21 protein-coding genes are annotated in these 21,608 nt (G+C 55.3%); 16 read left to right on the top strand and 5 right to left on the bottom strand.

From position 1 onward, the window contains the following. Both AB8B76_RS06245 and AB8B76_RS06240 read right to left on the bottom strand, forming a co-directional pair. Positions 1-705: deoxyribodipyrimidine photo-lyase (locus AB8B76_RS06245; protein WP_405271155.1), on the bottom strand; the 705-nt coding region annotated here is incomplete at its 3' end. Further along, complete coding sequence (locus AB8B76_RS06240) at positions 702-1,679, bottom strand: GIY-YIG nuclease family protein (RefSeq protein ID WP_405271154.1); 978 nt, start codon at positions 1,677-1,679, stop codon at positions 702-704. The genes AB8B76_RS06245 and AB8B76_RS06240, both read right to left, overlap by 4 nt. On the opposite strand from AB8B76_RS06240, the gene AB8B76_RS06235 reads away from it, so the two are divergent. After that, positions 1,672-1,887, top strand: coding sequence for a hypothetical protein (locus AB8B76_RS06235; protein ID WP_405271153.1), 216 nt, complete (start codon positions 1,672-1,674; stop codon positions 1,885-1,887). The genes AB8B76_RS06240 and AB8B76_RS06235 overlap by 8 nt on opposite strands. Beyond that, positions 1,871-2,191, top strand: a complete 321-nt coding sequence (locus AB8B76_RS06230) for a DUF6482 family protein (protein WP_405271152.1) — start codon at positions 1,871-1,873, stop codon at positions 2,189-2,191. Before AB8B76_RS06235 ends, AB8B76_RS06230 begins: the two co-directional genes overlap by 17 nt. A gap of 3 nt (positions 2,192-2,194) precedes the next feature. On the opposite strand, the gene AB8B76_RS06225 is transcribed toward AB8B76_RS06230, so the two are convergent. Beyond that, positions 2,195-2,719: a TIGR02281 family clan AA aspartic protease gene (locus AB8B76_RS06225; protein WP_405271151.1), complete on the bottom strand. Its 525-nt coding sequence runs from the start codon at positions 2,717-2,719 to the stop codon at positions 2,195-2,197. 183 nt (positions 2,720-2,902) lie between these two features. Between AB8B76_RS06225 and AB8B76_RS06220 the strand changes: the two genes are divergently transcribed. Genes AB8B76_RS06220 through AB8B76_RS06210 form a run of 3 tightly spaced genes read left to right on the top strand, consistent with a single transcriptional unit; the run spans position 2,903 to position 7,409 of the window. Further along, a complete protein-coding gene (locus AB8B76_RS06220; RefSeq protein WP_405271150.1) occupies positions 2,903-5,200 on the top strand; it encodes a glycerol-3-phosphate 1-O-acyltransferase in 2,298 nt (765 codons plus the stop codon). 54 nt (positions 5,201-5,254) lie between these two features. After that, positions 5,255-6,841 (top strand): wax ester/triacylglycerol synthase family O-acyltransferase, encoded by a 1,587-nt coding sequence (locus tag AB8B76_RS06215; protein WP_405271149.1) that lies wholly within the window; start codon positions 5,255-5,257, stop codon positions 6,839-6,841. A gap of 46 nt (positions 6,842-6,887) precedes the next feature. Next, positions 6,888-7,409 (top strand): hypothetical protein, encoded by a 522-nt coding sequence (locus AB8B76_RS06210; protein ID WP_405271156.1) that lies wholly within the window; start codon positions 6,888-6,890, stop codon positions 7,407-7,409. A gap of 28 nt (positions 7,410-7,437) precedes the next feature. Here AB8B76_RS06210 and AB8B76_RS06205 read toward each other — a convergent pair whose 3' ends face one another. Then, entirely contained in the window at positions 7,438-8,160 is a 723-nt protein-coding gene (locus AB8B76_RS06205) for a TetR/AcrR family transcriptional regulator (RefSeq protein WP_405271148.1), read from the bottom strand. 137 nt (positions 8,161-8,297) lie between these two features. On the opposite strand from AB8B76_RS06205, the gene AB8B76_RS06200 reads away from it, so the two are divergent. Genes AB8B76_RS06200 through AB8B76_RS06185 form a run of 4 tightly spaced genes read left to right on the top strand, consistent with a single transcriptional unit; the run spans position 8,298 to position 14,643 of the window. Further along, on the top strand, positions 8,298-10,118 hold the full coding sequence (locus tag AB8B76_RS06200) for an acyclic terpene utilization AtuA family protein (RefSeq protein ID WP_405271147.1): 1,821 nt from the start codon (positions 8,298-8,300) through the stop codon (positions 10,116-10,118). An 18-nt stretch (positions 10,119-10,136) separates the two neighbouring features. After that, positions 10,137-11,771 (top strand): acyl-CoA carboxylase subunit beta, encoded by a 1,635-nt coding sequence (locus AB8B76_RS06195; protein ID WP_405271146.1) that lies wholly within the window; start codon positions 10,137-10,139, stop codon positions 11,769-11,771. Between the two features lie 41 nt (positions 11,772-11,812). After that, on the top strand, positions 11,813-12,649 hold the full coding sequence (locus tag AB8B76_RS06190; RefSeq protein WP_405271145.1) for an enoyl-CoA hydratase/isomerase family protein: 837 nt from the start codon (positions 11,813-11,815) through the stop codon (positions 12,647-12,649). After that, positions 12,646-14,643 (top strand): acetyl/propionyl/methylcrotonyl-CoA carboxylase subunit alpha, encoded by a 1,998-nt coding sequence (locus AB8B76_RS06185; RefSeq protein WP_405271144.1) that lies wholly within the window; start codon positions 12,646-12,648, stop codon positions 14,641-14,643. Before AB8B76_RS06190 ends, AB8B76_RS06185 begins: the two co-directional genes overlap by 4 nt. Positions 14,644-14,672: 29 nt before the next feature. Here the strand turns inward: AB8B76_RS06185 and AB8B76_RS06180 are convergent, their stop codons facing one another. After that, positions 14,673-15,206, bottom strand: coding sequence for a homospermidine synthase (locus tag AB8B76_RS06180; RefSeq protein WP_405271143.1), 534 nt, complete (start codon positions 15,204-15,206; stop codon positions 14,673-14,675). Between the two features lie 147 nt (positions 15,207-15,353). Here AB8B76_RS06180 and iscR point away from each other — a divergent pair, with 147 nt between their 5' ends. The 7 genes from iscR to sufT are packed head-to-tail and all read left to right on the top strand — an operon-like array spanning position 15,354 to position 21,603. After that, positions 15,354-15,836, top strand: a complete 483-nt coding sequence (gene iscR / locus AB8B76_RS06175; RefSeq protein ID WP_405271142.1) for a Fe-S cluster assembly transcriptional regulator IscR — start codon at positions 15,354-15,356, stop codon at positions 15,834-15,836. A 30-nt stretch (positions 15,837-15,866) separates the two neighbouring features. After that, the gene (gene sufB, locus AB8B76_RS06170; protein ID WP_405271141.1) at positions 15,867-17,306 is read left to right on the top strand and encodes a Fe-S cluster assembly protein SufB; all 1,440 of its coding nucleotides are present in this window, start codon (positions 15,867-15,869) and stop codon (positions 17,304-17,306) included. A gap of 39 nt (positions 17,307-17,345) precedes the next feature. Beyond that, a complete protein-coding gene (sufC, locus tag AB8B76_RS06165) occupies positions 17,346-18,095 on the top strand; it encodes a Fe-S cluster assembly ATPase SufC (RefSeq protein ID WP_405271140.1) in 750 nt (249 codons plus the stop codon). Next, positions 18,095-19,399, top strand: coding sequence for a Fe-S cluster assembly protein SufD (sufD, locus tag AB8B76_RS06160; RefSeq protein WP_405271139.1), 1,305 nt, complete (start codon positions 18,095-18,097; stop codon positions 19,397-19,399). The genes sufC and sufD overlap by 1 nt, the downstream gene beginning before the upstream one ends. After that, on the top strand, positions 19,396-20,649 hold the full coding sequence (locus tag AB8B76_RS06155) for a cysteine desulfurase (protein ID WP_405271138.1): 1,254 nt from the start codon (positions 19,396-19,398) through the stop codon (positions 20,647-20,649). The genes sufD and AB8B76_RS06155 overlap by 4 nt, the downstream gene beginning before the upstream one ends. A 55-nt stretch (positions 20,650-20,704) precedes the next feature. Then, positions 20,705-21,058, top strand: a complete 354-nt coding sequence (locus AB8B76_RS06150; RefSeq protein WP_405271137.1) for a HesB/IscA family protein — start codon at positions 20,705-20,707, stop codon at positions 21,056-21,058. 2 nt (positions 21,059-21,060) lie between these two features. After that, positions 21,061-21,603: a putative Fe-S cluster assembly protein SufT gene (gene sufT / locus AB8B76_RS06145; protein WP_405271136.1), complete on the top strand. Its 543-nt coding sequence runs from the start codon at positions 21,061-21,063 to the stop codon at positions 21,601-21,603. Positions 21,604-21,608: the final 5 nt, after the last annotated feature.

Raw genomic sequence — 21,608 nt, 5'->3', positions numbered from 1 at the left:
GGCCAGGTAGGGCGATAATCTGGAACAGCTTTCCCGACTTGCGAGAGGTTTGGATATGTTTCGGGCATAGCCAGAAGATCGCCGGAGTAAAAAATCGTTGAGGGTTTGCCTGGCTGCACTTTCACCGCCGGTTTGAAAGTTGCTCTGGGCTGATCGCCAGCTGCTGGGTAAATCTCGCAAATGAAAGCTTGCGAGGCAGCTTTCGTTTGAAAGCTTGCCGCGAATGAGCTCGGGGTCAATAACATGGCAGGGTGCGGACATATGCTGCATCCAATTACGATTCCAGCCCCGACGATTTCGTCGACCGCGTTGCACGCCGTTGGTCGGAAACTCACCCCATGGGATTGCGTGTTCCTTGAGGATCTTTCCCACGTCGCGATCCCGGGCGAAGGTTTTCTCCAGCCCCGTTTCTTCGTAGGAATGAACACTTTGAATCTGTCCGTTAGTGGCGAGGGCCTGAAAAACTTCCCGCGGGTCTCCACAGCAGACTTGCAGGGATTTGCTCTCGGGCGCAAGAGCACGATGCATATCGAGGAGTGATTGCCAAACAAAGCGCCAGTGGCGCTCGTCATAGTGCGGGTCGCTCAGGAGTTCCGGTTCAAAACAGTAGAGCAGCAGCACCGGAGAGCCCGTGGCTAAAGCGGCCTCGATAGCTGCGTTATCCTGAAGGCGTAAGTCTCGTTTCAGCCAGACAAGGGCGTTCATGCGGATTGCTGATCTGCGCCGTTGTCCACGGGTTTACTGATCGATGAATTCCCCGTCGCGAAAGGATTCGCAATAGCTTCGCCACTGAGTCCATCCAGTAGCTGACCAGAGCTTTGACGAAGAGAGCGTACCGCTATTCGGTAGGTATCCCGATCAAAGACTAAATCGCTGCCTCGTTTGGCACTCTGACGAGCGCGATCTCGCCGCTCATAGGTCCCGAGGTAGGACCAGTGATTAATCAGATGAAACTGTCGCGGCGGCTGGAGTGCCGTATTTTTGCCGTCGTACTTACTATCCCTGGCGCGTTCTTCCATTAGCAGTACAGGACCTGCAAAGGGCCAGGCGGCGATGCGCTGTTTTTCCAGAGCCAAGAGCAGTCGCACATTGTGTTCCTCTGCAGTTTCTTTTCCGGCGCAAGCGCCGTTACAACGACCTACCTGATGCTGGAAGCATGCTCCGCGTCCGCGCTCAGCACCCAGCATGCGGAGGCATAGCCCGTGATCTCGTGCAATGCTGCGGAGGGAATCGTCGATGTGCTTCCGTGATCGAAACAGGCCGAATACGGATTCGATGCGCTCGCCCGCGGGGCAAAAGTCGCTGGGGATTACCTGCAGGAAGCCTTCAACATCCTGCTGCAAGCGTTGGGTCCAGAGCTTTCGGCTGCGCCTCTGACGCCGGTTATACAATGGCGCCTCATCCTTGATCGCAGCGTTTTCGATGAGCAGTGCACCGATCTCTCCCGCGGTGAGCTGACAATCGATGCGATGCACGCCGGACATCATGCTCTGCTGGCGCCCTGGCTCCCGGGCGTCGGCAAAGTGGCTGTTCAAACGCGTTGCAATGTCTATGCTTTTGCCGATGTAAAGCAAAGCGTTTTCCTTGTTGTAAAAACGATAGACACCGGAGCATCGTGGCGCAGCATCAACGGCTACACCGTTGCAGCTGTAGCGGGTTTGTTTACGATCTATGAGCATCAGTTCTTCGGGGTTTGTCCTTGGCTGCAATGGTGACGCAAATGTTCCAATGGCGATGGGTGATGATTGGGATCGTCCATCTTTTGTCAGAATCCTCGCGGTAACTCTTGTTCATTTTGCCGGTTTGTCGGCGATCTTTCCCCTTAATCGGGGCACACTGTCGCTTCCTGCGACAGGTGTTGGAGCTTTTCATGAAAGTAACGCTTAAAGAGCTTAAGTCCCGATCGATTGATCGTGTTGTTATCGAATCTGTAGATTTGAGTCTCTACATCGCGCATGCGGATTCGGCCGAAGGCCGGCTACTCATTGTCGATGGTGATGGAAAGCCCCTTAAGACAAAGAATCTTCTGGATATGAAATCTGCACTGTCGAGCCTTCGTGGTGTCGATATGGTGCTGGTGCAACGCAGCGCTTATGACGAAATGGTCGGGCAGTCCTACATACCCACGGACAATGCCATGGAGATCTCTCTGGCCCCCGGGTTCGAGACCTTACCCAGCTGGGAGCACTGAGCTCTAGGGATATTGGCGCAGGGTCAGGGTATTGCCTCGCTGCGTGAACTCTATGTATTTCAAGAAGCTCATACCGAGGAGTACTTCGCGCATTTGCAGTCCCGGTGTGATCGAAGCCTCAACATTCTGCAGGCGAATATCACCGACAGCGACTTCATCGAGTCGTGTGAGGTAGCTGCGGGTACTGCCGTTAGCCGTGTTGGTCATAATCGAGCGTCCTTTCGGCAATGAAAGACGCTCGGCGAGCGCAGCGGGGATGGCGACACCCGTTGCGCCGGTGTCCAGGAGGAATACGACGTCTTCGCCGTTAATGGTGCCCGCGCTGACGTAGTGCCCCATACGGTTTCTTTTGAGCTCTACTTCGCGCACACCCGCGGCTGTCACTTCAGTATCTACGCTGCGATTGGGGTTGCGCTGTCGTTCAAGAACATCCCCGAAGTACAGCATTAGCAGCGCCATGACCGCCAGCCACGCAAACACCTGCATGACGCGGCCCATGCGCTGACGTTCTTGTCGTGGTTCTTCCACTGGGGGTAACTACCTCTTGAAGATGCTTAGTTTGGTACGTTTCCTGTACAAGATAGACCAGTTTACTCGCGCTTAGTTGCTCCACCGCAGGGACGTTGTGACTGGTATGATGAACCGGAGCAGGTTCAGCATTGTGCATAATAAAAAACCACCGCGTACGCCGCGGACAATAAGGGCCCCTTTATGACAAGCCAGCCCTGGCAGAATTTGAAAGACAGTGAACAGGTCATTGCGGTGCTCGATGTTGCGCACGGCGTTGAACAAAGCGAGCTCGAGCAGTTTCTGCGAAATTCCATTAGTGAACATGCGGTCACCGCTGAGGTTCATGAATGCGTTTTGCCGATGGTGCGGGACCGGGAAAATCCCGTGACGACTAATTTGCGTCCGCTTTTGGAGCTTCCCGGCGACACAATGGTGCTTCCTTTGCGCGTCGTGTGGCGTACTTCGTTGCAGGAGAAAAACACACGGCCGAGACCACGCGACCTGCTTTTTGGTAACCCGCGACATCCCGGCCCCTTGCGTGCGCGTCGCATCTTGCGTCAGCACCCTGAGCGCGTGGTGTGTATTGCGGGAGAGCCGGCAACGATTAATCAATTGAAGGATCGCCTGGAGCAGCTCCGAGGCGGTGATGTAACCACTGATGAACTCGCTTCCTTTGTCGCGGGGCAGGCGGGCCTGGCTCTGGATGTTTCTGAGCGTCGTCTGCGCGGAAGTCGCTACAAGGTTCCTTTGCGAGTAGCCGACACCTTGCTGGCAAGCGCGAAGTTTCGCGGGTCTTTGGAGCAGGTGTCCGCTGAGACCGGCCGCAGTATGGACGATCTCCTGCATGAGTCCGAGGAGATCATGAAAGAGCTGATCTCGAAACCGCAGCCTTTTTGGCTTGATGTTATGGCGCAGCTGAATCACTGGGTGATGCGGCTCGGCTACGACGCAGATGTGGTCATCAATAAAGAGGGTTTGGAGCGGGTGCGGCAGTGGTCCCGCGAATACCCCACGGCTCTACTGTGGACTCACAAAACTCACGTGGATGGTTTTGCCGTTAATGCCATGTGTGCAGACAATGATTTTCCGGCACCGCATATTCTTGGTGGTGTGAACATGGCCTTTGCGGGATTGGGGTTTATTGCCCGTCGCGCCGGCGCCATTTTTATCCGACGTAGTTTTCAGGATGATCTTCTTTACAAAGCGGTGTTACGCCAATACATCGGCTATTTGATGGAGAAGCGCTTTCCTTTGTCCTGGGCCTTTGAGGGAACCCGTTCCCGCGTAGGAAAACTCATGCCGCCGCGCTACGGACTACTCAAGTATGTGATGGATTCTGCGCATGCAACGGGTGCCGAGAATCTCCACATCATTCCTATTTCTATCAGCTACGACATGATTGGGGATGTGAAGGACTACGCTGCCATGGAGTCCGGCGCCACCAAAAGGCCCGAGAGCCTCAGTTGGTTTATTGGGTATTTGCGCGGCCTTCGCCAGCCCATGGGGAAGATCTATTTTGATTTTGGAGAGCCCGTAGTTCTGCCTAAGGCGCCTTCACCTGATGATCCCAGGGAGTTGCAGCGAGTTGCCTTTGCTGTCGGCGTTGCGGTGAATAAGGTATCCCCGATTACGCTTCCCTCGCTTATCAGTATGGTTTTGTTGGGAGCGGCGCCTCGTGCACTGACAGCAGATGAGCTTCGTTTAGAGGTGGTCGCTCTTACAGACTGGGCGCGCAAGCGACACATTGGGCTTACCCGGGATTTGGACGATCAGGATGCGGCGCAGGTCTCTGATCTGATCGACAAAATGATCGCCAGCGGTCTTTTGACGCGCTATGACGACGGTCCGGAGCAGGTGTTCACCATCGCGGCAGAACAACACGTGGTGGCCAGCTACTATCGCAACATGGTGATTCATTACTTTTTAAATAAGTCGATCATCGAGCTCGCATTGATGAACATGGCGCAGCTGGAGCAAAGCGGCAGCGATGCATTCTGGGAAGAGGCTGAACGTCTCCGTGACTATTTTAAGTTCGAGTTTTTCTACGCACCTAAAGATGAGTTCCGTCGGGATGTCAGTGAGGAGCTGTCCCGTTACCAACCCGCATGGGAGGCGGCGCTTGACGAGCCCGGCGCTGCGCAGGCTATTTTTTCACGACTGCAACCGCGTATGGCGCACTCCGTTTTACTACCTTTTGTAGAGGCATACCGGGTGGTAGCCGATGTGTTAGCGAGGCAGGCTTTGGGTGATCCTCTGGATGAAAAGGATTGCATTCAGAAGTCCCTGGCTTATGGGCGACAGGCTTACCTGCAGCGGCGCATCAGTTCCGAGGCCTCTATCGGTAGATTGTTGTTTAGCAATGCTTACCGACTTATGGACAATCTAGAGCTGATCAAAGGTGAGGGCGATGATCTGGCAGAGCGTCGTTTACAGCTCGCGCAGAATTTTAGGGAATTGCAACGACGGATTGAACGTGTGCGCGCGGCAGCGTTGCCTTAATGTCGGCGCTCATATTTGCGAGATGCGCTAAGCGGAAAGACGAGGTGGAGAGATATGCATCAGCTTAGTCCCCAGGATGCCCAGTTTCTTTATGCGGAGACCGAGCACAACCTTACCCATGTAACCAGCGTCGCGATTTACGATCCGTCGACGGTTCCCGGGGGCGAGACGGTGCGATTTACTGACATCATCGCGCACGTTCGGGAGCGTCTGGCTTACAACCCGGTGTTTTTCCGTCGCTTGTTACGGCTGCCTTTGGAAATAGACTACCCCTACTGGGTCGAAGACGAGTATTTCGATCTTGAGTACCACATGCAGCATGGCCGCCTGCCTGAGCCAGGCGACTGGCGGCAGTTTTGTATCCACATGGCTCGATATCACAGTCGGCCCTTGGACATGAATCGCCCGCCATGGGAGATTTTTGTAGTTGAGGGTCTGGATCACGTCAAAGGACTCCCAAAGGGCTGTTATGCCCTGGCGACAAAGATTCACCACGCCGCGGTCGATGGTGCATCCTTGATGAAGTTCTTTGCGAGCATGGCGGACGGGGATAATCTCGGCACGCCTTTGGTGCCGCTAGAGTCAGTAGATGTGGGGTCCGGAGAGATTCCCGCAATGCCAGCGCTGATTTCCCAGGCCTTTAAGAACAACCTGCGTTCCCCCCTGCGGGTCGCCGAGACAGTGATGCGTGCAGCGCCGGGTTTGGTGCAAGCGGCCCAGGATTCCATAGCCAAGCGCGAGAGCAGCGACAAGCATCCGGTCCCGCCCACACGTTTTAATGTCGACCTTTCGCCGCACAAAATGTTTGATGCTCGGGTGGTGCCGCTAGATGATCTGAAGCGTATTCGGCAATTGCATCCCGGCGTCACCATTAACGATGTGGTGCTAGCCATTTGCTCGGGCGCTTTGCGACGCTATCTATCCCATCATGATGAATTGCCCGAGGAATCGATTATCGCTTGGGTGCCCATCAACGCCCGGCCCCGCGGCGCTGATGGGAAGGATCTTCCCGGTAACAACATCTCGGCGATGACGACGCCGATTTTTACTAATGAAGAGAACCCCGTTGAGCGGTTGAGGCTTATACGCAAGTCTACGCAGGCGAGTAAAGAGGCGCGCTCGGGAGTGTCCGCGCGTTTAATGACTGACATCACTCGTCATGTGCCGGCTGCAACCCAGGTCCTTGCAAGTCGTCTTCTCCTGCGCAGTGGCGCGGCAGCGCGCATGTGTAACCTGTTTATCTCTAACGTGCCGGGGCCCCAGATACCCATGTATATGAACGGCGCGCGCATGGTTCGTAGCGTAGGTCTGGCTCCCCTCGCTGATGGTATGGGCCTCTTTATTGGCACGCCCAGCTATGACGGGGAGATGAGCTTCAGCGTCATTTCGACGCGGGAACTGCTTCCGGATATTGAGTTCTTCATGGATTGTCTCGAAGCTTCCGTCGCGGAATTACTAGCGCTGGCGGATGCAGCGGCTAAACCGGAAAAGAGAGCGAAAGCGAAAGCGAAGGCCAAGACGAAAACCAAGGCCAAAGCTCGTCCAAAGGCTTCCCCCAAGGCGCGATCAAAGGCCGCGGCCAAGAAGCGCCCGACGGCCAAGAAGAGCCCCGCAACCAAAAGAGCGCCGAGCGCTAAATAGAACCAAGAAAGACACCCGAATCCGGCCGCAATGGAGAACGTGAGTGATGATTACTAGAGCAAGGCTCATGGTCTTTGGCGATTATCTGTACAAGGCGGTGTTCGTGATGCTGTTTTGCGCATCAGGAGCCGCGAGCGCGCAGAACCTGTATCTCACTCTCGCCAGTCAGCCTCCCACGAGTGGCGTGATTAGCACGCGGGACAGTGACAGCCTGACGTTGACGGTGATGTCCGGGAGCCGGGTGAGCTTTGCACGGGCGAGCGGTCGGGATTATCAGCTGCAGGCCAGCGGTGGGTTTTTCTGGACCCAGGTTCAGGAGCAGCCTCGGGATGCGGATTCTGTCGCCTTGGCGCCGACTTTGCGTGATGACGGCGCTATTGAGGTGATTGTGGACGTTGCGCAAAAAATCGACCGGCGACAGCAAAGCTACAGTTCTACGCTGCTTGCACAGCCGGGTGAATGGTTGCAGCTGTTGGGTCCCTCTCAGCAGCAGCCAAGAGGGACGAAGGTTTACGGCACGCAAACCGTTGCCGAAGAATCACTGTTCTTGTTGGTTGAAACTCGCTGAGTGATTCCATCGGGGAATCTGGCGTTCGTTATCTGTCTTCAAGCGTATCGACGCTGCGCTCCAGTCGCTGGCTGACCTTCTCCAGTCGTTCGGTGAGTAGCTCAGCATCGCTGTTGGGACGATCATTGTCGTGCAAGCCCTCCCAGATCGGCACGAGCAAGGCATCGACATAGTCTTCCATCCCCTCGTTACCATGGTGATACAGGTGGGTGCGCATACCGTACTCGAGGGTTCCAAAAAACAGGTCTCGCAGGGGTCGTACTTGCAGATTACTGCGCAGGTCTCCCCGCTCAATGCCTTCGCGCACAGCCCGATCCAGATGACCAACGTAGCGCCGGTTGAGGGGGCGAAGAGAAGAGAGCTGGTCCTGGCCTACGACTTCAAGCTCTACTCCTACATAGACCTGAAGTAAACGCAGCATCAGGGCGTTGTCTGCAGAGAGGGCAGCAACATGATGAAGAGCGAACTCCCGCAACCGGCTACGGGTGTCCATTACGGTATCCAGTATCTCCGCCGCTCTGGGATTCAGCACTTCGTTATAGAAACGGTCGAGAATCCCCAGCATCAGCTCATTTTTACTGCCGAAGTAATGAAAAACGGTTCCTTCAGAAACCCCCGCAGCCGCTGCTATCTTGCGAGTAGATGTTGCATGAAAGCCGGCGGTGGCAAACAGCTTGGTTGCGGCGTCGAGAATGCCGCGTTCGCGTTCCTCAAGGCGTTCCCGTGATCGTCGCCGTGCATTGTCAGTCATGGAGACTCCAGCTCATGATTCTCTCTTCAGCATAAAGGGTGGAAATACCGACGTAAATGAAATATTGAGCGATACTTGATAATTGTTGAGTATTGCATAATTATTCGACCTCCCTCGGTACTTGAGTAGAGATAGCCATGACAGCTGACGCACGTATTCGAATCGGTGGTGCCTCAGGCTATTGGGGTGACGCGGCCCTGGCAACTCCGCAGTTGCTTGCGACGGGCAATCTCGATTTCATCGTTTACGACTATCTAGCCGAAGTCACGATGTCGATTATGGCGCGAGCTCGCGCAGCAGATCCTCAAAAGGGCTATGCAACAGACTTTGTAAGCGCCGCGATGAGGCCGAACCTTCGGCAAATCGCGGATCAAGGCGTCAAGGTTCTGGCTAACGCGGGAGGGGTAAACCCCCGTGCCTGCGCCGAGGCGCTCAAAGCTTTGATTTCCGAGGAGGGATTAGACCTCAAGGTTGCCGTGGTTTTAGGCGATGACCTTGCTGATCGAGCAGGCGAATTTGCCGGTGCTACCGAGATGTTCTCGGGCGAGGCATTTCCGGATCCATCGCGCGTAGCGAGCATCAATGCCTACCTGGGTGCCTTTCCTATTGCGGCGGCCCTTGATGCCGGAGCAGACATCGTCATCACCGGTCGTTGCGTTGATAGTGCAGTTACCCTAGGCGCGTGTATTCATGCCTTTCAGTGGCAGCCCTCGGACTTTGATCAGCTGGCCCAAGGGAGCCTCGCGGGGCACATCCTTGAGTGCGGCACCCAGGCGACGGGCGGCAATTTCACTGATTGGGAGTCTATCGTCGATACCTTGGGATCCGCTGGCTACCCCATAGCAGAGCTCTCATCCAATGGCAGTTTCACTGTCAGTAAGCCCGAGGGCTCTGGAGGTCTGGTCAGCGTGGGAACTGTGGGTGAGCAAATGCTGTATGAGATCGGCGATCCCGGTGCTTACTTCCTCCCGGATGTTGTCTGCGACTTTACTCAGGTAGAGCTCTCTCAACTTGGACCTGACCTTGTGAGTGTCAGCGGGGCTCGAGGGCATGGAGCTCCCTTTAGCTACAAGGTGAGTTCAACCTGGTCAGATGGATTCAGGGCCGGGCAAATCTGGACAATGATTGGTAGGGCGGCCCCGCAGAAGGCACAGCACCTGGCTGAAAGCATTTTTGCCCGTACAGAGCTCATGTTGGCTCAGGCGGGACTTGAGCCGCTCCAGGAAACCAGTGTTGAGGTATTGGGTGTCGAATCTCACTTTGGTGCTGCCGTACGCTACTTCAGAAGTCGCGAGGTGGACGTCAAGATTGCGGTTAAGCACGCCAGCCCCAAGGGCGTGGGGATTTTTTTGAAAGAGATGGTGGGTCTCGCACTAACCGCGCCGCCGGGCCTTGCAAGCTTTGCCGGCGCAAGACCGAAGCCCACGCCGGTGGTTAGGCTGTTTTCCATGCTGATTCCCAAGGATCAGGTGAACATTGTCATCGAAGTTGATGGTAAGACGATAGCGACGCCGCAACAGTTGCCGGGTGATTCCATCGCTCTGCCGCAGCCCATGGCTGTCCCCAAGTCAGATACGCCCCTCGACGATAGCGTGTCAGTTCCTTTGGAGCTCCTTGCCTTTGGCCGCAGTGGGGATAAGGGTGATAAAGCCAACATTGGGGTCATGGCCAGGCATCCGGATTTTTTGCCGTGGATAGCCGCGGCCCTCTCTCCCGAGAAGATCGCAACTTATTTCGAGCACTTTCTGAAACCCGGCCAGTCAGTTCCTGTGGAGCGCTTTTATCTGCCGGGCACCGATGCCCTTAATTTTCTGCTTCATGATGTTTTAGGTGGAGGTGGCGTCGCTAGTTTGCGCGCAGATCCTCAGGGCAAGGCCTATGCCCAGCTCCTCCTTACGGAGCGTGTTTCTATTCCCCGAGAACTTGCTGAGCGTCACCGCTTGGCGATTCCCGAATAACGTCGAGAGAATATTCCCATGGCCCATCAGTCACAGCCCTTTCGCTCATCGATCAGTAATGCCGCCGACACTTTTGCGCGCAATACAGAAGACCACCTTGCGCTCATAGACAAAATGAACGGCATTCTTGAGCGTTCCAGAACCCTATCCGACGCTGCGCGCCCGCGCTTTGAAAAGCGTGGTCAGCTCTTACCGAGAGAGCGATTGGCGCGTCTTTTGGATCCCGGATCCCCGTTTCTGGAAATCGGCAATATGGCTGGTTATCTCCTGGATGACAGTAATCCCGATACCTCTGTTCCCGGGGCAACGCAGATTGCCGGCATCGGTTATGTGTCGGGCACCCGCTGCATGATTCAGGTGGATGACTCCGGAATCAATGCAGGATCGATGACGCGCACATCGACGCGCAAAGGTTGCCGGGTCATGGATATCGCCCTGCAACAGAAGTTGCCCTTCGTGCACCTTGTCGAGAGCGCTGGTGCGAACCTTCTGGAGTACGAGGTTGAGATGTGGATGGCCGGTGGCGGAATCTTCGCCCGCCTGGCGCGCTTATCCGCCGCGGGTCTTCCTGTCATCACCGTGTTGCATGGAGCCTCTGCCGCTGGCGGGGCCTATATGCCGGGCCTCAGTGATTACGTGGTGGGTGTGAAAGACAATGGTAAGGCCTATCTTGCGGGCCCCGCGCTACTAAAAGCCGCGACTGGTGAAGTCGCCGATGATGCGGAGCTTGGAGGTGCAGCCATGCACTCCCAGGTGACTGGCTTGGTGGAGTATCTGGCGGAGGACGATGCTCATGGTTTGCAGTTGTGTCGCGAAGTGCTAGGGCGCATCAACTGGAACAAGCGCTGTGCGCAGCCGGGGGCACAAGAATTTGATGAGCCGGTGTATCCCACAGAAGAACTGCTGGGCGTGGTGCCTGTCGATTACCGCCAGCCCTATGACGCCAGGGAAGTTATCGCCCGGTTAGTGGATGGTTCCAGCTTTTTGGAGTTCAAACCAGCCTACGGGATCACGCTGGTGTGTATGCAGGCCAGCATCTACGGCATGCCTGTGGGGATCGTTTGTAACAACGGTCCCATTGACCCCAACGGGGCCACCAAGGCGGCGCAATTTATCCAGCTCTGCGATCAGTCTGATACACCTCTTCTGTTTGTGCAGAACATTACCGGCTACATGGTGGGTGCCCAGTACGAGCAGGCGGGAATGATCAAACACGGCGCGAAAATGATTCAGGCCGTGACCAATGCCCGGGTGCCTCGTTTAACCCTCATGATCGGAGCAAGTTTTGGCGCGGGCAACTACGGCATGTGTGGTCAGGGCTACGATCCTGATTTTGTCTTTTCCTGGCCGAATATCCAGATCGGCGTGATGGGCGGTGAGCAAGCAGCAAAGACTATGTCCGAGGTGTTCCGAGCCGGCGCGGCACGCAAGGGAAGGGAGGTCGACGAATCAATGTTGAGCGCCCAGGAAGAAAAAGTGATCGCCCATTACGATCGTCAATCGGATGCTTTTTATACCTCGGGTCGCATGCTGGATGATGGTCTCATTGACCCGCGGGATAGTCGCAAAGTTATCGCTATGGCATTGCAAACTTGCTGGGAGGGTCGCAATCGTGAAGTGAGCCCGAACGCCTTTGGCGTTGGTCGAATGTGATCGATCTGAGAATAACCTGAGAATAACGACAAGGAAGCGCCATGTTACCCGCTGTTGAAAATTTATTACTGGAGCCGAAGGGTGACACTCTCGTCATCTGGTTCAATCGCCCCGAGACCCGGAACGCGCTGTCCGCGGCGATGGCTGATGAACTGGCCGCCGTGCTTGAGGCGCTCCCAAGCGCTCCCTTCCGATTTGTCGTGCTGCGAGGGAAGGGCGGTGCATTCTGCTCTGGCGGCGACCTGAAGATGTTTCGTAACGTTTTCCAAGCGGGTATGCCGCGAGAAGATATTGTCGCTTTCAATGCGGATTTTGGACGCATGATGGTAGCGATTCGCCAGCTTCCACAGTTGTTTATCGTTGCGATCGAGGGGGCGGCTATGGCGGGTGGCTTGGGTATCGCATGCTTGGCTGATGTGGTGGTAACCACTGCCGATGCCAAGTTTGCGCTTACAGAGGTCACCTTGGGTATCCCACCTGCTCAGATAACGCCGGTCGTGATTAGCCGTATTGGTGCTTCCCAAGCGCGGAGACTGCTTCTGACTGCCCAACGTTTCGATGGCCTGGAGGCCCATCGTTTGGGTTTTGCACACTTTGTGGAACCTGACAGAGAAGCTCTGGAAGCGCGCTTAACGTCTGTTTTAAGTGACGCCCATAAGGGTGCTCCGGGAGCTATCGCCCTCACCAAGCAAATCATCTCGGCAAGCGAGGAGTTGGAGTGTGGAGAGCTCGTACAGTTCGCGGCTGAACGCTTCGCCGATGCCATGCTGGGGGATGAAGCGCGCGAGGGTATGCAGGCTTTTGCCGAGAAACGACGTCCGTCCTGGGGATCAGCCGATACCAGTACAAAAGGAAGCAACACCGGGAGTCAGTCATGACTAAACAGTTCGACAGCGTATTGGTCGCAAACCGCGGTGAGATTGCGGTACGCGTGATTCGCAGCGCTCAGGCCTCAGGCTATCGCACCATCGCGGTGTACTCGGAAGCCGATGTAGATGCGCCCCACGTCGCTCTCGCGGACGAGGCTGTGCTCATCGGTCCAGCGCCAGTGAAGAAATCTTATCTTGACCCCCAGCGGATACTCGAAGCCGCGGAGCGAACGGGTGCGCAGGCTATTCATCCGGGATACGGCTTTTTGTCCGAGAACGCGGAGTTTGCCCAGGCCTGCGTAGACGCGGGCCTGGTGTTTATCGGTCCCTCCGCTGAGGCGATTGATCTCATGGGGAATAAGGCCGCAGCAAAGCGACGCATGCTGGATGCGCAGGTCCCCTGTATTCCCGGATATCAATCCGAAGATCAGTCAGACGACACACTCCTCGCGGCGGCAGCCGAGATTGGAGTGCCCATTATGGTCAAAGCGGCAGCGGGTGGCGGCGGACGAGGCATGCGCCTGGTCACGACGATGGAAGAGTTTATTCCGGCGCTTGCGGCGGCGCGCTCCGAAGCAGAGAACGCTTTTGGCAGCGCAGAGTTGATTTTGGAAAAGGCGGTAATGCAGCCTCGCCACGTGGAGTTGCAAGTTTTTGGGGACTCTCAGGGAAATGTCATACACCTTGGTGAGCGTGACTGCTCTGTGCAGCGGCGACACCAAAAAGTCGTCGAGGAAGCGCCTTGCCCTGTCATGAGTCCGGAGCTGCGCGCCGCGATGGGCGCTGCTGCGGTTGCTGCCGCAAAGAGTATCTCGTATGTCGGCGCCGGCACGGTGGAGTTCCTCCTTGATGCCGATGAGCAGTTTTACTTTCTCGAGATGAACACGCGTTTGCAGGTAGAGCACCCCGTAACCGAGTTGGTTACCGGTTTGGATCTGGTGGATTTGCAGTTGCACGTTGCCCAGGGTGGCGCGCTTCCCTGCACGCAGGAAGAGGTAGGTTTAAGAGGGCATGCCATTGAGGTGCGGCTCTATGCTGAGGACACGCTGAATGATTTTTTACCGGCAAGCGGACAAGCGATTGCCTGGGAACCTCCGGTTGGAGTAGGAATAAGAGTTGATCACGGTTTGTTTCCAGGTCAGATGGTCTCTCCCTTTTACGACCCTATGGTTGCGAAGATCATTGCCTATGGCGAGGATCGAGCCACTGCCAGACGACGCCTGATTCGAGCCCTGCGTCAAACGGTGCTGTTTGGAATTTCCACAAACAGGGAGTTCCTTATCGATGTTCTGGAGCGCGAAAGCTTTGCAAATGGTGAAGCAACAACCGCCTTCATCGCAGAGGAGTTTCCCGATGGCATTCAGGAGGCCTCACCGCAGGAACGAGAACTCTCCATTGCGGCGCTGTTGCACTACCTTCAGGGAGAAGAGAGCGGTCTGGAGGAGCGTATCTTTGACGATGCACTGCTCACCGGCAGTACTGGCGCGCGGACCATCGACAGCAGCTTCGCGTACTTTGTCGACGGGGATTTGCGACCTGTGAGCGTCCGGTCCGATGGGCTCGATAGCTACACGGTGAAAATAGCTGAGAGTCAGCGACAGCTGGAGCTTTTGGACTCTTCGCGGGAGGGATATTTACGTGTAGCTATCGACGGTTGGCAGCAGGACGTTGCCTACTGTTTTGTTGATCAGAGCGCCGTCGCCCTGCAGAGTCGGGGAAGAGCATTCTTAATGACCAACGAGCTGGCACTCTCGGCTGCAGATCGGGATGCTGAGGGTTCCGGCGCGGTCACTGCTCCCATGCACGGTAATCTTCTCGCGCTGCGGGTTGCGGTCGGAGATAAGGTTAGCGTCGGTGACGAATTGGCCATCATGGAGGCCATGAAAATGGAACATCGGCTGGTCGCACAGATCGACGGCTTGGTCAGTGTGGTCTTTGGCGTTGAGGGTGAGCAGATGGCTGCTGGCGCAGTGGTGCTGGAGATCGAGCCAGAGGAGGGCTAGGAGTATTGCCAAATGCTTGCGTCTAGACGCTAGTCATTAGCCTCAGAACGCCAGTGCTCATCGCTGGTATTGCCCAATAGCCCCTCGAGGAAGTCCACCGCAGCGGTGATACTTGCATCCACACTGGGTGCTATATCCTCCGTCGATTCATCAGAGGGTAGCGGCAGGGTGAGTCGAAAACTCGGCGGCAAAGTCCCCTGACGACCGATGGTGGCTAGTGCGTGGAGGAGATCTCCAGGGATGACGGTGTCGGCCACGGGTAGTATCGGTGCCTTTCCATCACCGGGGATCTCCATGAATTCAAACGGTGCTTTGCCGTGTAGGTGCGTGTCGATAAACACCGCAAGGTCGTTGGGCCGCAAGTCCAAGGCATGTTCCAAACGAAGCGCGGCATCTTCTATGAGCGTCAGCCACCAGCTATCTGCGATTGAACGTTCTCTAAGCCTCTCCAGAAGTAATGACGCAACGCGAGAATCAGCATCGGCGTCTCTTCCATAGGCGATAATAAGTATGCGGCGCAACTGCTTATTTGCGTTATTAGCTGCGTCGTTGCCTGCACTCATAATGGCAGCCCCTTAACAACAACGAGGGCGAAGTATAGACCAAGGAGGGCTCTTAAAAACCCAGCAATGCAAAGGGTCTTATACTTGACTAAAATAGTAGGGAATGAAACACTTCGCGACCCTCGCCGAGCCCCCGGGATTCTAAATATGCGCCTCACCACAAAAGGACGATATGCCGTTACTGCCATGTTGGACCTCGCCTTAAATGAGGCGCGGGGACCCATTCGTCTTGCAGCAATTTCCGAGCGTCAGGGTATTTCCCTCTCCTATTTGGAACAGCTTTTTGCTCACCTCCGTCGCCAGAATCTGGTGCGCAGTGTGCGCGGCCCTGGGGGCGGATATCGTCTTAAGCGCGATGCTCAAGAAATCAGCGTCGCCGAAGTGATATCGGCGGTCAATGAGGATACCGACGCGACTCGTTGCGGTGGTAAGGGCGATTGTCAGGAAGGTGATACCTGCCTGACGCACCACCTTTGGATGGACCTCTCCGATCGTATTAAGGAGTTTCTCTCCGATATCAGTTTGGCGGATCTCGTTGCTCGACGCGAAATCCAGGACATATCTGATAAGCAGGTACTGCGGAACCAGGCCGAGGATCAACTTGCTGGCATTCTTGTTCGAACCGCCTGAAGTAGACCTAAGAGTAGAAGGGAATAAAGCATGTCTCAGGAAGTAATCGACAGCCGCATTGATAAAGAGTACTCGGCGGGTTTTGTTAGCGATATCGAGTCCGATACGCTCGCCCCGGGTCTCGATGAAGATGTAATACGGTTTATCTCCAACAAAAAGGGAGAGCCTGAATGGTTGTTGGAATGGCGTCTTGAGGCCTACCGCGACTGGTTAGAGATGGAGACGCCGGAGTGGGCTCACGTCCATTACCCCCGAGTCGACTTCAACGCTCTTTCTTATTATTCCGCGCCCAAGAGCATGGAGGATGGCCCCCAGAGTCTTGATGAAGTAGATCCGGAACTTTTGGAGATTTACAACAAACTCGGTATTCCTCTCCATGAGCAGGAAATGCTCGCGGGCGTCGCCGTGGATGCGGTTTTTGATTCGGTGTCTGTTGCCACTACGTTTCGCAGCAAACTTGCGGAGGCTGGCGTGATTTTCTGCCCGATCTCCGAAGCCGTGCATGAATATCCAGAACTTGTTCGTAAGTATCTGGGCAGTGTGGTTCCGCGCCGCGACAATTTTTACGCGGCTCTGAACAGTGCCGTTTTTAGCGATGGATCTTTCGTGTACATCCCTAAAGGCGTACGTTGCCCCATGGAACTGTCTACCTACTTCCGCATTAACGAGGCAAAAACCGGGCAGTTTGAGCGAACCCTGATTATTGCTGACGAAGCCAGTCACGTCAGCTATCTAGAAGGCTGCACGGCGCCCATGCGTGATGAAAACCAATTGCACGCGGCGGTGGTCGAACTGGTTGCTTTGGATGATGCCGAGATCAAGTACTCCACGGTTCAGAATTGGTATCCGGGCGATGCCGAGGGGAAAGGCGGCATCTACAACTTTGTGACCAAACGCGGCGTTGCGCATACCAACAGTAAGATTTCCTGGACTCAGGTGGAGACCGGATCAGCGGTCACCTGGAAGTACCCGTCCTGCATTCTTCGGGGTGATAACAGCGTTGGCGAGTTTTATTCCGTGGCGCTGACCAACAATATGCAGCAGGCCGATACTGGCACCAAGATGATTCATCTTGGGAAGAACACACGCTCAACGATTATTTCCAAGGGTATTTCTGCAGGAAAAAGCTCCAATGCCTACAGAGGTCTTGTGCGCATGAGTCCGCGAGCTGAGGGAGCGCGCAACTATACCCAGTGCGATTCTTTGCTCATTGGAGATCGCTGCGCTGCACATACCTTCCCCTACATCGAGAGCAGGAACCCCAGCGCGGTGGTGGAGCATGAAGCGACCACCTCAAAGGTGAGTGATGATCAAATGTATTTATGCCAGCAGCGCGGCCTGGATGCGGAGAAAGCCGTGTCCATGATTGTGAATGGCTTCTGCAAAGAGGTGTTCCGGGAGCTTCCCATGGAGTTCGCCGTTGAAGCCGGAAAGCTGTTGGAAGTGAGCCTGGAAGGCTCGGTCGGATAACACGGTGCCCTTGAGCGTCGTTTTAGGAGTAGTGAAACAATGTTAAAGATCGACAATCTGCACGCGCGAGTCGAAGGTAAGGATATTCTTCGTGGCCTGAGTCTTGAGGTAGCGGCAGGAGAGGTGCACGCCATCATGGGGCCTAACGGCTCCGGCAAGAGCACTTTGGGGCATGTGCTGGCGGGACGTCCCGGCTACGAAGTCACGGAGGGCAGTATCACTTTTAATGGCGAGAATTTGCTGGAGATGGACACCGAAGAGCGATCTCGTTCCGGTCTTTTTTTGGCGTTTCAATATCCGGTAGAGATTCCCGGCGTAAGCAATATGGAGTTCCTTAAGGCGTCGGTAGATGCTGTGCGCGAGCACCGCGGTCTGGAAGCGCTGGATGCGGTGAGTTTTATGAAGCGCGCTCGTGAAGCGAGCAAGGCAGCAAATCTTCCCGCTGATTTTCTGAAGCGCGGCGTGAATGAAGGTTTTTCCGGTGGCGAGAAAAAGCGTAACGAACTTATTCAGATGATGCTGCTTGAGCCAAGCTTATGCTTATTGGACGAGACGGACAGTGGTCTTGATATCGATGCATTGCAGGTCGTTGCTCAGGGTGTAAACGCTATGCGCAGCGAAGATCGGGCTTTTGTACTGGTAACCCACTATCAGCGCTTACTGGATTTTGTCGAACCTGATCGAGTTCATGTGTTGGCTGAAGGGCGGATTGTTCGCTCGGGGGACAAAGAGCTGGCACTGCATCTGGAAGATAAAGGCTACGCCTGGCTTGAGGATGAGGTCGCCTGATGTCCAGCTTTATGCAGCAACCCCTGGCCGAAGCTAGTCGGCGAGTACCGCACTGGCTTCAGTCCGTGCAGGCTCGAGGTCTGTCGTTTTGGGAAGGCGCTACCATGCCAACCCGGCGGACGGAGAATTGGAAGTACACCGGTTTATCTGTCCTTCGGGATGACTACCAGCTAGCCGACGCCGGTGCGACTCTCGAAGTTCTGCCAGAGCAGCTCGCTGCAGGATTCGGTGGCAGCCGTATGGTGTTTGTGGACGGTGTCTATCAAGCGGAGCTATCCAATATCGAAAATGCCGAAGGCGTATCGGTTTGTCGATTTGAGGACGCCAGCGAAGCGCAGGCAGCGAGTATTGCCGGGCATCTTAACGGCTGCCTGAGCGTCGAGGATCATCTCTTTGCCGCTCTGAACACCGCAACTCTTCGAGATGGCGTGTTTGTAGAGTTCGCGGCCAACACCTCCAATAAGGCTCCCGTAGAGTTTTTGTGGTTGGTTAGTGCAGCGGACGCGCCGACGGCAATAAACCAGCGTTTACTGGTTTTGGCCCAGCCAGGATCCGAGGCAACAATTGTCGAGCACTTCGCGTCTTTGGACGGTGCGCAAGACAGTTTTTGTAATGGGCTGACAGAGCTCATCGTCGCAGCCAATGCAAAGCTTAACCACTATCGCATCCACGAAGAATCTGGAAACGCCATTCATATCGGCGGTGTACACGCGCGGCTGGATCGCGATGCCCAGCTGGAAAGCTTTCATCTGGCTTTGGGTAGCGTGCTTAAGCGTTTTGATCTCATCGTGAACCATGCAGGGCCGGGGGCCTATGCCTCCCTGAATGGAGTGTATCTACCCCGAGGTGATGAGCACATCGATTATCACAGCATCATTGAACACGCCGTGCCCCACTGCAGTTCCGACGAGGTCTTTCGAGGGATTATTGCGGATAGCGCGACGGCAGTATTCAACGGCCGTATCCACATTCACCCCCATGCGCAAAAGACCCGAGCAGAGTTATCCAACCGGAATCTTCTTACCAGCGCTGAGGCGACGGTAAACAGTAAGCCAGAACTGGAGATTTACGCCGACGATGTGCAGTGTGCCCACGGCACTACGGTTGCGCAGCTTGATGAAACGGCTATGCACTATCTTCGAACTCGCGGTGTGTCGCAGGAAGAGGCGGAGGTTATGCTGAGCTTTGGGTTCATCAACGAACTTATTGAAGGGCTGGCTCTTGAATCGTTGCAGAATTATCTGAGACCGCTGTTAGCGTCGCGCTTTGCGCGTAACTCTGAGTTATCGAGGCACTTGTTGTGAGCACCTTGAAAGCCGTGACATCCCCCGGTTTTGACGCCGCTACGGTACGCGCTGATTTTCCTATCTTTGGGGAGATGATTAACGGACAGCCCCTGGTGTATTTGGATAATGCTGCGACCACGCAAAAGCCCAACGCGGTCATTGACGCCATTGCTAACTACTACCGGCACGATAACGCTAATGTCCACCGAGGCGTGCATACACTATCGGATCGTGCAACGCGGCACTTTGAAGATGCCCGGGAGAAAGTCTCGGGCTTTCTAAACAGTCCTTCGAGTCGTCAGATTATCTGGACGCGCGGTACTACCGAGGCAATCAATCTGGTTGCCTACAGCTGGGGTCTGAGCAATCTGAAAGCCGGAGATCGCATTCTTGTGTCCTGGCTGGAGCACCATTCGGATATCGTGCCCTGGCAGCTTGCTGCAGAGCGTGTGGGCGCTGAAGTCGTGCCCATCCCCGTCACCAGTAACGCTGAGATCGACCTGGATGCGTTCGACGGTTTACTGGATGAGCGGGTGAAACTGGTAGCGATTAATCATGTGTCAAATGCTATCGGCACAGTGAACCCGGTAGAAGAGGTCTGCACCAAAGCTCGCGCGATGGGTGCCCTTACCCTCGTTGATGGTGCGCAGGCGGTGGGCCATTGGGATGTCGATGTGCAAGCCTTGGGCTGTGACTTCTACTGCTTCTCGGGTCACAAGCTTTTTGCGCCTACGGGGATTGGTGTGCTTTGGGGTCGCGAGGATCTTCTTGAGGCTATGCCGCCGTTTTTGGGTGGTGGCGAGATGATCGAAACAGTCAGCTTTGAGGGGACGACCTTCAACACGCTGCCCTTTAAATTTGAGGCTGGGACCCCCAATATTGCAGGAGCTGTGGGATTAGGCGCAGCTATCGACTACTTGTCACTCATTGATCGTAGCGCTGCAGCTGCACACGAAAATGCCTTACTGGCTGCGACCCTTGAGGCCGCGTTAGAGATTCCGGGAGTACAACGCATTGGTGCTCCGAAGCAAAGCGCGGGCATATTCAGCTTTGTTATGGAGGGATGTCATCCCTCTGATGTGGGTATGTTGCTGGATGAGCAGGGCATTGCGGTACGCACGGGGCACCACTGCACCCAGCCACTTATGTCGCACTTTGAGCTGCCTGGCACCGTTCGCGCATCGTTTTCGATGTACAACACGCTTGATGACGTAGATAGATTGATCGAGGGACTGAAGAAAGCACAGTCCCTTTTTGGTCCTCGCTAATAGGGCTTCAGTGGCCCCGCCGGTTTTGGATCGAGCGAATAGGAGATTACAGACAGTGACTGTCGAGACATTTGAAGTAGAAGGTCCGCTGCGTTTTACCGACGCGGCGTCGGAGCACTTCCGCAACAGCCTCTCATCTGCAGGTAAGTCGGCGGTGCGAATCAGCGTGCAAGAAAGCGGCTGCACCGGTTTCAAGTACGTTATGGAAGAGGTCGATGGCGGTGAGTCAAGCGATGCGCAGTTGGCACTGAGTAACGGGGTGACGGTTTTTGTGGCCGAGGATGCTCTGGAGTTTCTCCGTGGCACCGAGGTGGATCTCAGTCGTGAAGGCATCAACAAGGTGCTCAAGTTTAATAATCCTAACGTGGTTGCAGAGTGCGGCTGCGGTGAAAGCTTTAGCGTAGGCTAGGCATGTCTTCCCAAGAGAGAACACTACTGACAGTGCGTCGTGAAGTTCAGGGGCGTTTGGTACCCGTTGGCGACCCGGTCACGGTGCCTGCCGACAGCTTCGTAACTTTGACCCAATCCCTGGGTGGCAATTACACGATTGTTCACAATGGCAATATGGTGCGCATTGATGGCACAGATGCTGATGCATTGGGACTGGAGGGATTGTCCCTCAGCTTCGAACCTCCCGGTGATGGAAAGATTAGTGAGTCGCAGGTCTGGGAGGCTCTACACACCGTTTTCGATCCGGAGATCCCTGTAGACCTTGTTAATCTCGGCCTTATCTACAGCGTAAAGATTGATCAGGGTAGCCGTCGTATTGCGGTAGCCATGACGCTTACAGCGCCGGGCTGCGGAATGGGGCCAGTGTTGGTGGGGGATGTAGAGCATCGCCTGCGCATGGTGCCTTTTGTAGACGATGTGGATGTCGAACTTGTATTTGATCCTCCCTGGAGCCGAGACATGATGTCCGAGGAAGCGCAGCTCGAAACGGGCATGTTCTACTAGGCATC

The sequence above is a fragment of the Congregibacter sp. genome, from assembly GCF_045107095.1.
Taxonomy (GTDB): domain Bacteria; phylum Pseudomonadota; class Gammaproteobacteria; order Pseudomonadales; family Halieaceae; genus Congregibacter.
This window is presented reverse-complemented; position numbering and strand designations above follow the sequence as displayed.

Excerpts from the sequence above, each read along its gene's own strand:
- AB8B76_RS06200 (WP_405271147.1), top strand. The coding sequence starts at position 8,298 with ATGACAGCTGACGCACGTATTCGAATCGGTGGTGCCTCAGGCTATTGG.
- iscR (WP_405271142.1), top strand. The coding sequence starts at position 15,354 with ATGCGCCTCACCACAAAAGGACGATATGCCGTTACTGCCATGTTGGAC.
- AB8B76_RS06185 (WP_405271144.1), top strand. The coding sequence starts at position 12,646 with ATGACTAAACAGTTCGACAGCGTATTGGTCGCAAACCGCGGTGAGATT.
- sufT (WP_405271136.1), top strand. The coding sequence starts at position 21,061 with ATGTCTTCCCAAGAGAGAACACTACTGACAGTGCGTCGTGAAGTTCAG.
- sufC (WP_405271140.1), top strand. The coding sequence starts at position 17,346 with ATGTTAAAGATCGACAATCTGCACGCGCGAGTCGAAGGTAAGGATATT.
- AB8B76_RS06230 (WP_405271152.1), top strand. The coding sequence starts at position 1,871 with ATGAAAGTAACGCTTAAAGAGCTTAAGTCCCGATCGATTGATCGTGTT.
- AB8B76_RS06210 (WP_405271156.1), top strand. The coding sequence starts at position 6,888 with ATGATTACTAGAGCAAGGCTCATGGTCTTTGGCGATTATCTGTACAAG.
- sufB (WP_405271141.1), top strand. The coding sequence starts at position 15,867 with ATGTCTCAGGAAGTAATCGACAGCCGCATTGATAAAGAGTACTCGGCG.
- AB8B76_RS06205 (WP_405271148.1), bottom strand. The coding sequence starts at position 8,160 with ATGACTGACAATGCACGGCGACGATCACGGGAACGCCTTGAGGAACGC.
- AB8B76_RS06180 (WP_405271143.1), bottom strand. The coding sequence starts at position 15,206 with ATGAGTGCAGGCAACGACGCAGCTAATAACGCAAATAAGCAGTTGCGC.
- AB8B76_RS06190 (WP_405271145.1), top strand. The coding sequence starts at position 11,813 with ATGTTACCCGCTGTTGAAAATTTATTACTGGAGCCGAAGGGTGACACT.
- AB8B76_RS06195 (WP_405271146.1), top strand. The coding sequence starts at position 10,137 with ATGGCCCATCAGTCACAGCCCTTTCGCTCATCGATCAGTAATGCCGCC.
- AB8B76_RS06240 (WP_405271154.1), bottom strand. The coding sequence starts at position 1,679 with ATGCTCATAGATCGTAAACAAACCCGCTACAGCTGCAACGGTGTAGCC.
- AB8B76_RS06215 (WP_405271149.1), top strand. The coding sequence starts at position 5,255 with ATGCATCAGCTTAGTCCCCAGGATGCCCAGTTTCTTTATGCGGAGACC.
- AB8B76_RS06235 (WP_405271153.1), top strand. The coding sequence starts at position 1,672 with ATGAGCATCAGTTCTTCGGGGTTTGTCCTTGGCTGCAATGGTGACGCA.
- sufD (WP_405271139.1), top strand. The coding sequence starts at position 18,095 with ATGTCCAGCTTTATGCAGCAACCCCTGGCCGAAGCTAGTCGGCGAGTA.
- AB8B76_RS06220 (WP_405271150.1), top strand. The coding sequence starts at position 2,903 with ATGACAAGCCAGCCCTGGCAGAATTTGAAAGACAGTGAACAGGTCATT.